14 protein-coding genes are annotated in these 13,767 nt (G+C 61.9%); 12 read left to right on the top strand and 2 right to left on the bottom strand.

Annotation, left to right across the window (positions count from 1 at the left end; translation table 11 throughout):
- Positions 1 to 31: 31 nt before the first annotated feature.
- Entirely contained in the window at positions 32 to 1,951 is a 1,920-nt protein-coding gene (locus I41_RS10010; protein WP_145432412.1) for an acyl-CoA dehydrogenase family protein, read from the bottom strand.
- Positions 1,952 to 2,221: 270 nt separating this feature from the next.
- Here I41_RS10010 and I41_RS10015 point away from each other — a divergent pair, with 270 nt between their 5' ends.
- The 12 genes from I41_RS10015 to I41_RS10070 all read left to right on the top strand — a co-directional run bounded on the left by I41_RS10015 (position 2,222) and on the right by I41_RS10070 (position 12,678).
- Positions 2,222 to 3,337 (top strand): aminopeptidase, encoded by a 1,116-nt coding sequence (locus I41_RS10015; RefSeq protein ID WP_145432413.1) that lies wholly within the window; start codon positions 2,222 to 2,224, stop codon positions 3,335 to 3,337.
- A 636-nt stretch (positions 3,338 to 3,973) separates the two neighbouring features.
- Positions 3,974 to 4,447: a CBS domain-containing protein gene (locus tag I41_RS10020; protein WP_145432414.1), complete on the top strand. Its 474-nt coding sequence runs from the start codon at positions 3,974 to 3,976 to the stop codon at positions 4,445 to 4,447.
- A 323-nt stretch (positions 4,448 to 4,770) separates the two neighbouring features.
- Positions 4,771 to 5,070 (top strand): hypothetical protein, encoded by a 300-nt coding sequence (locus I41_RS10025; RefSeq protein WP_145432415.1) that lies wholly within the window; start codon positions 4,771 to 4,773, stop codon positions 5,068 to 5,070.
- A 163-nt stretch (positions 5,071 to 5,233) separates the two neighbouring features.
- On the top strand, positions 5,234 to 5,962 hold the full coding sequence (locus tag I41_RS27990) for a prepilin-type N-terminal cleavage/methylation domain-containing protein (RefSeq protein WP_145432416.1): 729 nt from the start codon (positions 5,234 to 5,236) through the stop codon (positions 5,960 to 5,962).
- 177 nt (positions 5,963 to 6,139) lie between these two features.
- Positions 6,140 to 7,066: a hypothetical protein gene (locus I41_RS10035; protein WP_145432417.1), complete on the top strand. Its 927-nt coding sequence runs from the start codon at positions 6,140 to 6,142 to the stop codon at positions 7,064 to 7,066.
- A 110-nt stretch (positions 7,067 to 7,176) separates the two neighbouring features.
- Positions 7,177 to 8,250, top strand: a complete 1,074-nt coding sequence (locus I41_RS10040) for a hypothetical protein (RefSeq protein ID WP_145432418.1) — start codon at positions 7,177 to 7,179, stop codon at positions 8,248 to 8,250.
- 99 nt (positions 8,251 to 8,349) lie between these two features.
- Positions 8,350 to 8,760, top strand: a complete 411-nt coding sequence (locus I41_RS10045) for a hypothetical protein (protein WP_145432419.1) — start codon at positions 8,350 to 8,352, stop codon at positions 8,758 to 8,760.
- A 72-nt stretch (positions 8,761 to 8,832) separates the two neighbouring features.
- Positions 8,833 to 9,666, top strand: a complete 834-nt coding sequence (locus I41_RS10050) for an all3515 family Zur-repressed PEP-CTERM protein (RefSeq protein WP_145432420.1) — start codon at positions 8,833 to 8,835, stop codon at positions 9,664 to 9,666.
- A gap of 181 nt (positions 9,667 to 9,847) precedes the next feature.
- Positions 9,848 to 10,870 (top strand): DUF1559 family PulG-like putative transporter, encoded by a 1,023-nt coding sequence (locus I41_RS10055; protein ID WP_145432421.1) that lies wholly within the window; start codon positions 9,848 to 9,850, stop codon positions 10,868 to 10,870.
- A 1-nt stretch (position 10,871) separates the two neighbouring features.
- A complete protein-coding gene (locus tag I41_RS10060) occupies positions 10,872 to 11,333 on the top strand; it encodes a carboxypeptidase regulatory-like domain-containing protein (protein ID WP_145432422.1) in 462 nt (153 codons plus the stop codon).
- Positions 11,334 to 11,397: 64 nt separating this feature from the next.
- Complete coding sequence (locus tag I41_RS10065) at positions 11,398 to 11,967, top strand: PH domain-containing protein (RefSeq protein ID WP_210421147.1); 570 nt, start codon at positions 11,398 to 11,400, stop codon at positions 11,965 to 11,967.
- Between the two features lie 222 nt (positions 11,968 to 12,189).
- Positions 12,190 to 12,678: a thioredoxin family protein gene (locus I41_RS10070; RefSeq protein ID WP_145432424.1), complete on the top strand. Its 489-nt coding sequence runs from the start codon at positions 12,190 to 12,192 to the stop codon at positions 12,676 to 12,678.
- 92 nt (positions 12,679 to 12,770) lie between these two features.
- Here the strand turns inward: I41_RS10070 and I41_RS10075 are convergent, their stop codons facing one another.
- Complete coding sequence (locus I41_RS10075; protein WP_145432425.1) at positions 12,771 to 13,739, bottom strand: hypothetical protein; 969 nt, start codon at positions 13,737 to 13,739, stop codon at positions 12,771 to 12,773.
- Positions 13,740 to 13,767: the final 28 nt, after the last annotated feature.

Consider the following 13,767-nt stretch of genomic DNA (forward strand, 5'->3'; position numbering starts at 1 on the left):
AATGGCGACGTGACTGCGAGGTTCGCGCCGTTTAGTACCGCATCATGATTTCGCCGCCGCTGATTCCTTCGATCCCCTTGAACCCACCTTCAGCGATCGCAGCCCCCAATTCAGTCACTTGGCGGTAGTACCGGTTGCTCGCCCGCTTCCCGGTGTACTTCGCCGTGAGATCCTGGCAAAACACGTCGGCGGCGTCGCGCACCAGTTCATCCTCCTGCCGGGCGCCGTAGAGCGACGTGCAAAGCATTGTGATGAGGTCCTGGCAGCGCTGCGACAGTTCCGCCATGCGGCATTGCCGATCGGCCAGCGCCAGTTGGAACTTGCTCATCGTTTGCGAGATCTCAAGCCCCATCGCGTGAAGGTTCGCGCAAGCGAACTCGGCATGCTTCCGCAACTCGGCGGGCATCGACGGCAGTTGCGGCGCGGCGCCGTTCGACAGCCGGCGAGCGATCATCCACTTGGCATAGGGCCAAGCGACCCCCTTAAGCGCCCAAGCATGCGCGGGGTTGAAAGGGTTGGGCTTCTTGATCCCAGCCGCGGCGAGCGTTTTGCCAATCGGTTCGAAGAACGTCTTGCCGTGCTCCTTCACCAGAGATTTGAAGAAGCCCATCGCCAGCATCTCGCCCTCGCCTTCGTAGATGCAGGGCGCCAGATACTCGTGGACGTTGTCCCCAAAGTTGTGCCCGTGTAGGAACGATCGGCCGCCGTGCGTTTTCATGAAGAGTTCGATCGCGGCGTGCTTCTGTGCTTCGCTGCCGAAGATTTTGGCGACGATGCATTCCATTTCGCCGCGATAGCCCTGATCGATGAGTCCTGCGCACCAGGCGACCAATCCGTCGCACGCCGTGATCAACCCCGCGAGTTGTCCGAGCCGGCGTCGCACGAGTTCGCGCTTGGCAATGGTCTGGCCGTAGGTCTCGCGATAGTTGGCCCATGGGATCATGCTTGCCATCATCAGCCGCATCGTGCCGGCGGCGTTCGCGCAAAGCGCGATGCGGCCGAGATTCAACCCGTGGTAGGCAATCGTCAGACCGTCGCCGCGCGGCAATGTCAGTAAGTTTTCCGCCGGTACGCGGAAGTCGCGGAAGATGATCCCGCGGTTGTAGGTGTGTTTGAGCGCCCAGAGGCCATATTTGCGGAGTTGAAAGTGTTCGTTTTCTTCGTGCGGCAGTTCGACGATCAGGACCGCCGGCTTCCCCTCGATGAGACACACGAGTCCGATCGTCCGTCCCGGCACCACGTTCGTGATGAATAGCTTTTCGCCATTGACGATGAATTCGTCCCCCGAGCGAACCGCTGACGTCTTTAGCGCCGTGAGGTCGCTCCCCGCTCCTGGCTCGGTGAGCGCGAACGCGCTGAGTCGTTCGCCAGAGCCGAGTCCTGGCAGAAATCGCCGCCGCTGTTCGTCCGTGCCAAACGTCCGCACCGGATCGACGGCGCCGATGCAGCCGTGGACCGACGCCAACCCAGCGACGGTCGGATCGATGGTCGCCATCCGCGTCAAGAACGGCGCGAACGCCGCGAATGGCGCCCCGCTGCCGCCGTACTGAGGATCGACAAGCAATCCCCAATAGCCAACCTTGCCGAGGTCGGCCAATACCTCGTCGGCTATCTTACGGTCATCGTTGTAGAGCGTGCCGCCGTCGCGGTGACGCCGCACGACCTCGACCGACGCGTCCATCACCGCTTGCACAGGCGGCGGGGTGATCGCTGCGGCGCTTTGAAACAGTTCGACGGGAACGCGGTCGTCCCACACGGCGCGATGGGCGGGACTGTTGGCCGTTTGATACTGAGCCGCGAACAGCTTTTCCACCTGATCGTCCGCCGCGTCGATGGCGCCAGTCCGTCGCGCTTCGTCATCGCTCTTGCCGCCTAGCTTCAACGCGGTCTCGGCAAACGAAGGGCCATCGGTTTCATCGGACGCGGGGCGGGGGCGCAACTCAGTGGACATGGATGATCCTCGTAGTCAGAAGAGGCGAACTCTATTACATTCTACCGTCGACCGGCCGATTCGACTCCCTCGGAAAGGCCGACAAATCGCTATAACCGGACGACGATCTTCTACGGCGTAGGATGCGTAGGATGGTTTGGCGTCCGCGGTCGCTGCGCCCACTGTTCCACTCCGTTGCCCATCCCCAAGTAGCCGTACAGTCTATTTTGCAGGGCTCGCGAGGTCGCTGACCCGCTCCCGCCTGGCGGCCATCACCTGTGTTCGCATCCCATGCACGATCCACGCATCGATAAGCTCTCCGACCTCCTTCTTGACCATAGTTGCCGGATTCAACCGGGCGAGCGGGTCGTCATCGAGGCGTTCGACCTTCCCGAGACGAATCTCGTCTGCGCACTGGTCGAAGGCGCCGCCCAGCGCGGGGCGATACCGCTGGTCACCACCAAGAGCAACAAGGTCCTCCGCGCGCTGTACCGCACGGCGACCAAAGAGAGCATGGAAGCCGCCGCGAAGTTCGAGAAGGATCGCATGGACTCGGCTCAGGCGTACATCGGGATTCGCGGCGCCGCCAACAGCAGCCAGCATGCCGACGTGCCGCAGGAGCGGATGGACCTTTATCAGAAGTACTGGTGGCACGCCGTCCACAGCGAAGTTCGCGTTCCCAAGACGAAGTGGGTCGTCCTCCGTTACCCAACCGACTCCTTCGCCCAAGCGGCGAACATGAGCACCGCCGCGTTCGAAGACTTTTACTTCGACGTCTGCACCGCCGACTACGTCGCGATGAAGGAAGCGCAGTTGCCGCTCAAGAAACGGATGGAGGCCGCGGACAAAGTGAAGATCATTGCTCCCGGTACGGAGCTTGAGTTCTCCATCAAAGACATTCCGGTGATCCCTTGCTTTGGCGAGCGGAACATCCCTGACGGCGAAGTGTTCACCGCTCCCGTTCGTGACAGCATCAACGGCGTCATCCGCTTCAACACGCAGTCGCGCTATCAGGGAACCGTCTTCAGCGACATCATGTTCGAATTCAAGAACGGCAAGATCGTCAACGCGACGGCCAACAACACCGAGCGAATCAATGCCGTGCTCGACGCCGACGAAGGCGCCCGCTATTGCGGCGAATGGTCGCTCGGCACGAACAACCGCGTGCGCCACCCGATGCTCGATACCCTCTTCGACGAAAAAATTGGCGGTAGCTTCCACCTGACGCCCGGCAACGCCTACGACATTGCCGACAACGGCAATCGCAGCCGCATCCACTGGGATCTCGTGCTGATCCAGCGCAAAGACTACGGCGGCGGCGAGATCTGGTTCGACGGCGAACTGCTGCGAAAGGATGGGCGGTTTGTGCCGGCGGACTTGCAGCAGTTAAATGCGGGACTGGAGTAGCGGCGACGTCTCGCCGCCGCTTGGCGCGCGACGGTTGCAATCGCCGCGCGACGCTGCGACGCGAGCGTCAGAGGACCATTGCAGTACGTCGTCAGTTTTGAACGACGATTCGCTCCAGAATTAAGGCGATAACTGCGCCGATCGTAGCCGATGCAATGCAATGCGGGCCATACGCCGTGTTCGGCGTGGCTCGGGATCGATCGGCAGCGGTCGCCGATTCCTTCAACTCGGCCGCCATCGTCGCGCTCTTTCCTTCGAGCCGTGCCCACCGCTCCGCAGTCGACGCCGCCCATTCTGCAGCGAAGTGTCTCGTCGAATGTGAGTCTGGCGAGTGCATGATCAGCAGGCGCCTGGAGCCTCTGAGACGGATGCGAGGAGAGACGCGACGAATGACGAAAAGGTTCGCTTTGACCGGCGTGCGTGGCCTGTGAGCGACGCCTAACTGGAAACGGAAGCCTTGTGATTTATTTCACAAGCATTTCTTCTAGCCGAGTTCGCTTGGATTCGCGCCGATCGAATTGATATCCTTACTCGTAGCGACCACAGAGTAGAGGCGAACGGCATTGCATCGTCTTCTCGATCTGACGATTTGCGCACCGGGGGGCCGAGGCGCCAGTCGCACGAGGGCCAGGCGTCATGACTCAGATTACTGCCCGCGATTTCATGGTGACGCCGGTCATCACGGTCAGCCCCGCGGCCGACGTGATCGACGCGGTCCGCATGTTGATTGTCCGTCATATCTCCGGCGCTCCGGTCGTCGATGCGGATGGCAATTACCTCGGCGTCTTTTCGGAAAAGTGCTCGATGCACGTCCTGCTCGACGCGGCTTACGAGCAGCTGCCAGTCCGCGACGTCCGCTCGTTCATGGATGCCGAGGCACAGACCATTTCGCCCGAGACGCAACTCCTGTCGGTCGCCCAAGTCTTCTTGCTCACCCCCTATCGCCGGCTGCCGGTGCTCGAGGCGGGCAAGCTGGTTGGCCTCGTCACGCGTCGCGACGTGATGAAGTGCTGGATGCGCTTGATCGACCAGGTTCCGAGCGACTCCCGCGAAACGACGCTGATGTATTTCAGCGCGATGTTCGAACGGCACGAAGCTCCACTGGCTTAGGCCAGCCACTTCCCTGAGAAGGCGGCCGCAAGTCCTTGCCGGAGCCCGCAGCAGATAGGAATATCCCATCCGCTGCCTCGCCGGCGGGATTGCTTCGCCCGTCGATCACGGCAAATCTTGACGTAGCCAGCGGTTCTCCTTACCATGGCAGGGAAGTTTCTCTGTAGCGCCATCGCTCTCGGCGACCACCGATGTACAGTTCAGGCCTGATTTCCCGAGTAAATCGCAGCATCGCGCTTGGCGCGTTGCTCGCCTTTACCACACTCGGGTTGTTCGGCCATTCGCTTCACGCTCTGTTGCCCTGCGGCGACGAATCATGTGGCGTGGATGCCAGCGCTGCCGAACGAGCAAGCTGCAGTTGCGGTCATTCGCATGCGGTAACGGCACATCGTCGCATCGACTCGGCAGAACAGGAGTCAGCTCCGCAAGTCAGCGCCGCCGAGCACGACTCGGCGAACTGCCCCCTCTGCACGCTGCTGGCGAAGATCAAAGTCGATCGCCCAGCCATTTTCCATGCCCGCTACGATGCGGCCCACTGCGAACAGTTGGCGTCGCTTGGCGAGTCGCTGCTGCCGCAGGATCTCGCCCTATCTGGTGCTCCGCGCGGCCCGCCGCAGGCGTAACGGCGCCTTCTTGCGCCTTGCTTTGCGCTCTCTTGCGGCTCAGCCGATTCTGCCTCGAATCAGCTGACACTCACGTTCCAGCTAGCGAACGTCGCTGCGCCGACGCGGGCAAGAGTTCTCTCCAAGCGGTTTAGCCATTGGGTTTCCCAATAAGGGGTCCGTCGTGCGCGCACGATTTGGATACGGATTCACGCTCGTCGAGTTGTTGGTCGTGATCGCCATTATCGGCGTATTGATCGCGCTCCTGCTGCCGGCAGTGCAATCTGCCCGCGGCGCTGCGCGGCGTTCGCAATGTGCGAACAATCAGCGTCAAATCGGGTTGGCGATTCACCAGTACGCCGACGTCCATCGCGGGCGATTTCCAAAGATTTTGCATGACGACGGCGCGGTGAAAGAAGACTCGTGGATTTTTTCGTTAGCTCCGTTTATGGAAAGCGTCGACGCGGTTCGACTCTGTCCGGAAGACACGGGGCGACTTGAAAAGACCGACGGGCGCGAGACCAGTTACGCGATGAACGCCTACCTGCGCGATCCTGGAGACGAATTCTCCGGACCGTTGCCGCCGGGCGTTTCTCTGCCGGAGGGATTGATTGGCAGCTTGTACGATCTCCCCTCCACGCACGCCACGATCATGATGTTCGAGGCGACGCCGCGAATGGAGACGAACTACGACCACGTCGAATCGACCGAGTGGTTTAGCGAACTGAACCTCAAGTACAACGCCCAGCAACGCCGGGTGTGGAACGCCGTCTCGCAGGAAGTCGCCGTCGAACGCCATACGGGCGGCGCGGCGAACTATCTCTACGCCGATGGGCACGTCCAGTCGATTTCGTCGAGCGAGATCGGCCAGTGGTGCGACGAGGGTTTCGACTTCGCTAAGCCGCCGCAATAGCGATCGGCCGCTGAGAGTCTGTTGCCAGAGATTGCAATGGCGTCGCCGTGCGTCATGCTCGGCATCTTGGTTTTCCTGCGCTGGGAAGGATTCCGCTTGATCGCGATCAGGATCGCGCTGCGCGCAATTGTTTGCATTTCAATCAACACCCATCTTGCTTCACGGAGCTGCTACCTCATGAATGCTCGCCTTGCCTTCGCCACTGAAATCTCTCGCCTTAGCCGCCGATTTGGCGCGCTGCTGTCGCTACTGGCCATCGCTGGCCAGACGTCTTCGGCGTTCGCCCATAGCGACGCCCTCCTCGTCAACGTCGGCGGCCAAGTTGTCGTCGGTACGGCCGAGGACATCGACGGGCCCGACGAAGCGTTTGCTCTCGACGCCGGGCTGTTCGAATCGATTCTCCGCGCGGGATTTGCTCCGCCGACGCCGGCCGATTACGAAGGAAACGAGCCGGGCTTCTTCGGCCTCCACGCCGTGAGCGGCGCCGACGACCTGGCCGCGCTCGGCGCAACCGCGCTGCCGGGCAACGCGGCGGTGTCGGGAAGTCTCACGACGTTTGAGGTGAACGGCGCCCTCGATTCCCTCTTTTTCTGGAGCGGCGTCGGAGCCATCGACTTTCAACCGATTTCCATCGCTCATTCCGGCGTCGCCTTCGCGTTCCAGCCTGCCGCGTTCGGCGCGACCGGCCCCAACGGCGACGTTGACGACCATCCCATCTACCAGATCAACGATCCGGCCGGCACGCCAGCGAACGGCGTTTACTTGATCGCCCCGCAGATCGGCGTCGCCGGTCTCACCGCGTCGAAGCCTTTTTACATGGCGTTTCTAGTCGACGAGTTGATCCAAAGCGAAGACGAACTCGAGTTGGTCGAAGCGGCGCTCGAAGGCTTGGAGGAGGGAACCACTCTCGACGCGCTGGTCGACTTCGGCGGCGGCGTGACGAAGGACTTTGCGTTCTACGAGCAAGGGGTGGAGTGGATTGAAACGAACCTTGTGGTGCCAGAGCCCGGCAGCGCGGCGCTGGCTGCGATTGGCGTCGCGTCGCTCGCCATGCTGCGATGTCGCTCGACTTCAGCCCCTGTCTCCGCCAGGGGGTCGGTCTGAACCCTCGCGGTCCTCGAACTCCAACGTGGTGCAACCCCCCGGCGGAGCCGGGGGCTGCTCGCGTTGCCGCGATCAAATCGCCCAAAGACAACTCTCACTTCATCGCAGCCATGACGCAAAGTTTCACGACCATGGGAAATCCAACTTCCTGGCGTCGCCACTGGACGACGCTGCTTCTCAGCATTGCCACGCTTGTCGGCGCCACTCGCCACGCGACCGCTCAGCATTTCGACGTCCTCGTTCAAGTAGTCGACGGTCGCCTCGCCACCGGCAGCGCCGACGTGTTCTCTGACGAATGGTCGCTCGGCAGACAGGTCTATTCGTACGAGTTCGATAGCGACTACGCCGTCGCGGACCCCGGCTTCAATACGTTGATCGCCACATCGCCTTCAATGCCGGCGGGTGCGTCCGCGCTACCCGGCAACTCCCCGCTAGGGTGGGATTTTCTGCCGATGAAGATCGACGGCTCCTTGGCCAATCTTTTTTATTGGAACGGCGCCGGCAGTAGCGAGGAGGAAGTCGATTTCGGCGCTTTGCCGGGACCCGACTACAAGTTTGAACTGTACGGAAGGACCGCCGCGGCTGGCGTCGACGGCTCGCCTGTTATCGTGCCGGGCAACGTAATCAACAACACCGGAAGTAACGGATCGCTCCATACCCACCGGTCGTTTTATCTCGATTCGGGAAATCTCAACGCCGTCACGACGCCTGATGATGGGATTTACCTCGCCTCGATGAGGTTGAAGATGCCGGGCCTCGACTCGTCGCAACCGATCTACTTCGTGTTTGGCACGCCGGGGTCGACGTTGGCGGCGCTTCAGGCGGCTGAGACATGGGTCACTGATCGCGTCACGGAGCTCGCTCCCGACTTCAACGCCGATTTCAACGACGACTTCGTCGTCGACGGCGCCGACTTCCTCATTTGGCAACGGAATTTGGGAGCCCAGAACGCGCTGCTTAGCAGCGGCGACGCAGATCGCGACGGCATTGTCGACCCTGGCGATCTCGATGTGTGGCGCGACGAGTTCGGTTTGGCGCTAGAGAGTTTTCCCGGGGTCGCTTCGCCGCCGTTGACTCCAGCGTCGCATGCTGTGCCGGAGCCGAGTGCGGCGTTACTGGCCCTGATCGCGCTGGCCGCAGGCCGCAGCGCCTATTGCAGCCCTCGGCTCCGTCGGGGGGTATAGGAAGCGTTAAAGACGTCGCCTGCCGTAACGGCCTGGCGCCCGACGCTCCGGCAGAGCCGGGGACTGCATTGTTTATCGGGCTGAAAGCCCAACCCACCCATGCCTCGCCCCGCCACAACTCGCTCGACCGCGCTGGCGCTACTAGCCCTCATGGGGCTTGTAGGCGTCCTCGGCGCCGGCCTCCACTCGCTGGTCCATGCGATCAGCGGGCGGATCGACTGTTGGCGTTACCACGCCGCGGCTTGTTGCAGCGTGGAGTTCCTACCAGCGACGAACGATGAGTTAGCGGCGGAGACCACCGGCCAATCGGTCAAAAAACTCGCCGCCGATTCTCACGCTGATTGCCCCATTTGTACGCTGCTCGCGCGCTACCACGCGCCGCCAGTAGCGAGGTTGAACTTCAAGACGACGGCGCTCCTTCACGCCGACGTTGCCGATTGTGATACGCTCTTCCTCCCTCGCGCGGTGACTCGCGCTCATCGCCCTCGCGGCCCTCCTTCTTGGACATGATTGATCAAACAACCCGCAATCAGAAATATCAATCATTGACCGTGAAACACACTTCCAAGAAGGACTTGCGTAATGAAAAAGAATTTGAAGAACGCCGCCTTGGCGTTGGGACTGGCCCTGCTCGCTGCGTTGCCGGCAACCTTGAAGGCTGCCGAGCATAACTACTATGTGACGGTGGATGGTCGACCGACCCTTACCTCCGGTACCTACGCGGGGCTAGGCAATCCCAACAGCGGCCGGCTCACGCTGCTCTATGCCCACTGGAACGACGACACGCCGTCGTCGAATCACTTCCACGGCATCGGCGTCTACTCACTGACCGGTCCGGTCGACGCGCCCATCGTTGCCGACACCAACGGCAACAATCGGCTCCCCGAGACCTACACCGGTCAGGCGCCGTTGACGCTCAAACCAGGTTCCGGCGCCTTTGCCGGCAAACTGGTGAGCGGGGAGAATGGCGAGCACTACAGCGACTTGTCGCTGTACTCGATCCACGATCTCGCTGCGGCGGCGACGCTCAACCCGACGAGTCCCCAAGGCTACATGTACAACAGCAACGCTGGGTACAAGAACACGCCGATGACCGGGCTCAACCTGGCGCTCGAGATCGTTTCGATCTCGCCAGGTTTGAACCTTGGCCAAGCGGGACTTAACCAGTCGGGCGATCGGCTGGCGATCGGCGGCGAAGCGAGCTGGCCGTTCGAGCCCGTTTTCTGGACGGCCGAGAACGCCGCTCCGGGCAACTACTCGGCGTCACTTCGCTTGGTCGATCAAGCGAATGTCTTCGGCTCGTCGGGGACCTTCCACGTCGACTTCGCCGTGGTGCCCGAACCGGCGAGCGTCGGCATGGCGCTGATCGCCGGGCTCGGGTTTGTCGTGGCGACGTACCGTTGGCGCCGAGGCTAGCGAGTTGAATGTTAGCGAAGCGTCGGCCCGTCGCTTGCGGCGGGCCGACGCCCATTTTATTGACGCGATCCATCCAGATCGCTGTCCGAAATGGCCAACGTCGATTAATCAATTGTTATACTAAACGTAGAGTATGCTGCGCTGCTTGAGTCATCTCCCAAGTCTCCAAGGGGCACGGACAATGCGTATGACGAACCGGTCTGCCGTCGCCTTTACGCTGGTTGAACTGCTAGTTGTCATCGCCATCATTGGGTTGCTCATTGGACTGCTGCTGCCAGCGGCGCAGTCGGCGCGCGAAGCGTCACGCCGTGCCGACTGTATGTCCCGATTGCGGCAAATCGGACTCGCGTCGACCAATCACCACGATGCCGTCGGAGCTTTTCCGCCGGCGCGGCTCCGATCGCGCGTCTGGGATTGGGAAGAGGGGGCCTGCGATTCCTCCCAGCCTTCGTGGCTCGTGCGAATTTTGCCATACGTCGAACAAGCGAACTCGGCGAGGCAGTGGAGTCTTTACGGCCGTTTCGAAGATCATCTGCCCGAGGTCCGCGAGTCGTCGCCCGCGATCTTTAGTTGCCCCGGACGACGTTCATCGAGCGATGCGGTCATCCCATCGCAAAGGATGGAGACGAAGGTGACGTATCCTTGCGGCTGCATGGGCAGCGAGGTCGTCAATCTCGTCAGTGGCGCCGTGGGCGACTATGCGGGCAATCATGGCGATTACACTGGAGGATCTTACGGTCTGCTGACCGATTACTGGCGCGGTGGTAATGGCACGGGGATCATTATATCGAGTCGGCCGAAATGCCGTGCTGGCGAGCCGGCCGGCTGGCTCGATAAGGTGCGCTACAAGGATGTCGTCGACGGCGGCAGCAATACGTTCCTCGCCGGAGAGATGCACATTCCGCGAGGTCGGGTCGCCCAGGTGCCGGAGAACGGTCCGATGTACAACGGCAAGGATCTCACTGCCTTTGCACGCATCGGCGGGCCGAGCATTCCGCTGGCGCGCGGTCCCGAAGTCGACTGGCTGCCAAACATGGGATTCGGCAGTTGGCACCCCGGCATCTGCCCGTTTGTGCTTGCCGACGGTTCGGTGCGCACCGTCGACAACGAAATAGACACCGTGGCCCTCCAGAGTCTTTGTCATCGCTTCGATGGCGAAGGCCTTGAAGAAGATAACGTCACGCCGATCTGGGGCGTCTATTAGGATGAACGCCTATTCCGTACAACTTACGTCGCGCCTCGTGGCTGCGCTGTCGTTCGCGGCGATCGCTCTCGTTGCAGGCTGCGGCGAGCCGCGCATCCCGACCTACCCCGTCGAGGGTAGCGTGAAGTTCGACACCGGCGAACCGGTCCCCAGCGGCATGGTCGAGTTTCGACCGCGAGGCGAAGGGCCGATTGCCTGCGGCAAGCTCGATCAATTCGGTCGATTCACCCTCCGCACTTTCGCGACGGACGACGGGGCCGTCGCCGGAAAGCATCAAGTCGTCGTTGTGCAGCATCTGCCGCCGCAGTCTGGCCCCAAGGCGCCCGACGAACATGCCGAACATCAGTCGGTGCTGGTGGCCCCAGAGTTCGCCTCCTATGCCACGTCGGGCCTCTCGGCGGCAATTAAGCCGAGCGACGAAAACGAGGTATCGCTCATCGTCCGCCGAATGTCGCGGCCCTAGCGAAGTTGACGGCAGTCTGGTAGCCTGTCGCCAGCGCGTGAGCGATAGCGACTCCGCACTTTTCATGACTCGATCGGACGGCACGATGACCACAGCCATCGCAGGAGTTGCTCCCGCTACCGAGCGCGAGGTCACCATCATGTCGGTTTGGCCGACCCTTGGCGCCACCGCCTATGGCCGTTGGTGGGGACGTCGATTCGAGAACCAGATTGGGATCACGATCCTTGGCATCCCGCTGACCATCGGGCGGCTGATGGCCCTTGTCTCGATTCCATTTATCCTGCCGCTCTACTTTCACATGCTCATTCCGAAGCTGCCGCTGGTAGTCTTCGGCATTCCTAATCCCGCCTGTCGGCGGTACCGGTTAACGAACAAGCGAGTCATCGTCGAGCAACCATTTGGCGGCGGCGAACAGCAGGCCGTGTCGCTCGACCGGTTCGATTCGGTAACGCTGGAAGTCTTGCCGGGCCAAGCTTGGTACCCGGCCGGCGACTTGGTTTTTCGCAACGGCCAGATCGAAACGCTGCGCCTCTCCGGCGTACCGCACCCCGAACCGTTCCGGCAGACCTGCCTGAAAGCCCGCCAAGGGTTCGCTGGCGTGCAGCAGGCGCGTGCCATGGGGTTTGCCGGCTAGCGCTGCTTCGCCGCGATCGGCATCGGCGTTCCCTCATGTGAAGTTTCCGACCGGCGCCGGTTGTAGCGACCACGAAATCACTGCCGGAATCGCCGCACGCGACCGTCGTATCAGCGCGGCCCGCCGCCGAAGTTTCTCGCCGCTTCGCCAGTTGGCGTCGACCGATGTAACTCTGGTTTCGCACCGTCCCAACAGAGGGGGACCAGAGCGAGCGGAGGCAACATGCGCGGCATCGCGGTTCGAACGGCGGGGGCACTGGCAATCGGTCTGATCGCCGCGGGAATCGCAGGCGCCGAGGACGTCCCGCGCACGGCCAGCCTGACGACCGCGGCGACGCCGCTGCTGCGGCACGGGGTGTTCCGGTTCGCCAGCTACCCCGATGCGTGGACCGCGGCGCAAGAGTCGAATCGGCCGATTCTAGTTTACGCAACCGCGCCAAACTGTCCCCACTGCGTTCGCATGATCAACGAAACCTTTGCGGCCTCGCCCGTAAAGCGTTTGGCCGTCGAATCCTTTGAGACGGTTTACGTCGACCGTGCCGAACAACCCGATTTGGCCGCCAAACTCAAGATTCGCTACTTCCCAACGACGATTGTCGTCGCCCCCAACAATCAGGTGCTCGACGTGATTGAAGGTTACGTCGACGCGCCCACGCTCAATCAGCGACTGAAGACGTCGTTCGCCGCCCACCAAAACGCCACTCGGAAGTAACAGCGGACGACTTGTTGAGCGCGTCGCGCAGGGCCTCTTCCGGCCGGGAGCCGATGCCTTTGCGCCACTCGGAAAGCCGTGCGCGGCAAGAGCTACACCAGCGTCAGTTCGCGCCGGTGCGCCCCATCCAGCGGTCTGACGCAATTCGGGAACTCCAGATCGACCTCAAACGTAATCGGGTACTTGTACCCTTGCGGCGGAACTGGTTTGAGTCCCGGCGCCCGTCGGCATGCGCGCAGTGCGAATTCCTTCAGCGCAGGCCGCCAGCCATCGAGTTCGGTCCGTCGCCAGCTGCCTCCGAGTAACTCGCGGAAGTGCCGATTCGCTAGATAGACGTTGTTGCGGCGCGCCGCTCGCGGCGTCATGTGTTCGGTCGAGAGCGACACGTTCAGCCCCTCGGTGTTCACCACGCGATGGGGCGTATGTTGCGGCCAAGTGATCATCTCTCCCGGCTCCAAGTCGTGCACCACGGCGAGCTCGTCCCACTCGCGGCGGAAATCCAGCTCCTCGCTCTTTTCCCCGCACAGGACTCCTTCAATCGTCTCGTCGCTGACGATGCTCGACTCCAGCGGATAGGCCCAGACCCGCTTCTTCCCACGCAAGTGCCACAGCATGTTCGCTGGGCAGTCGAGGTGATAGTAGACCATCGCCTCCGGCGACGAAATCAGCAGGTTCGCCGAATGATTGTACGTGACGAGCCCGGGGCAGGTCCGTTCCAGGTCGTCATAGAGGGCGAGCACCAGCTCGGCGTATTCGGGGTGATGATCCATCACGCGGCGGATGTTCAGCCAAATGCGTCCCTTGCGAGCCGCTTCAAGCAATTGCGTCGAATCGAGATTCCCGGCGCGACCTTCTTGCCAATCCTGACGGCGCGTCGGATCGGTCCCCATCGTGTTGATGCCCAAGTCACGCCGCGGATGGCGGTCAAGCAGGTCGACCAACTGATCGTCGCCGAACAGCTCCAGCTGATTCAGCCGATGCTGGGCGACGAAGATGTTGCGCTCCATGCGCGCGGCCTGTTCCGGGGTCCAGTTCTCGAGCAGCTTCAAGTGGTTGGCCATCAGGAGAATTCCATGTAAGAGAAGCGAC

Origin of the sequence: Lacipirellula limnantheis (genome assembly GCF_007746075.1) — a bacterium.
In the GTDB taxonomy this organism is placed as follows: Bacteria; Planctomycetota; Planctomycetia; order Pirellulales; family Lacipirellulaceae; genus Lacipirellula; species Lacipirellula limnantheis.

Excerpts from the sequence above, each read along its gene's own strand:
- I41_RS10010 (WP_145432412.1), bottom strand. The coding sequence starts at position 1,951 with ATGTCCACTGAGTTGCGCCCCCGCCCCGCGTCCGATGAAACCGATGGC.
- I41_RS10015 (WP_145432413.1), top strand. The coding sequence starts at position 2,222 with ATGCACGATCCACGCATCGATAAGCTCTCCGACCTCCTTCTTGACCAT.
- I41_RS10020 (WP_145432414.1), top strand. The coding sequence starts at position 3,974 with ATGACTCAGATTACTGCCCGCGATTTCATGGTGACGCCGGTCATCACG.
- I41_RS10035 (WP_145432417.1), top strand. The coding sequence starts at position 6,140 with ATGAATGCTCGCCTTGCCTTCGCCACTGAAATCTCTCGCCTTAGCCGC.
- I41_RS10040 (WP_145432418.1), top strand. The coding sequence starts at position 7,177 with ATGACGCAAAGTTTCACGACCATGGGAAATCCAACTTCCTGGCGTCGC.
- I41_RS10045 (WP_145432419.1), top strand. The coding sequence starts at position 8,350 with ATGCCTCGCCCCGCCACAACTCGCTCGACCGCGCTGGCGCTACTAGCC.
- I41_RS10050 (WP_145432420.1), top strand. The coding sequence starts at position 8,833 with ATGAAAAAGAATTTGAAGAACGCCGCCTTGGCGTTGGGACTGGCCCTG.
- I41_RS10055 (WP_145432421.1), top strand. The coding sequence starts at position 9,848 with ATGCGTATGACGAACCGGTCTGCCGTCGCCTTTACGCTGGTTGAACTG.
- I41_RS10060 (WP_145432422.1), top strand. The coding sequence starts at position 10,872 with ATGAACGCCTATTCCGTACAACTTACGTCGCGCCTCGTGGCTGCGCTG.
- I41_RS10065 (WP_210421147.1), top strand. The coding sequence starts at position 11,398 with ATGACTCGATCGGACGGCACGATGACCACAGCCATCGCAGGAGTTGCT.
- I41_RS10070 (WP_145432424.1), top strand. The coding sequence starts at position 12,190 with ATGCGCGGCATCGCGGTTCGAACGGCGGGGGCACTGGCAATCGGTCTG.
- I41_RS10075 (WP_145432425.1), bottom strand. The coding sequence starts at position 13,739 with ATGGCCAACCACTTGAAGCTGCTCGAGAACTGGACCCCGGAACAGGCC.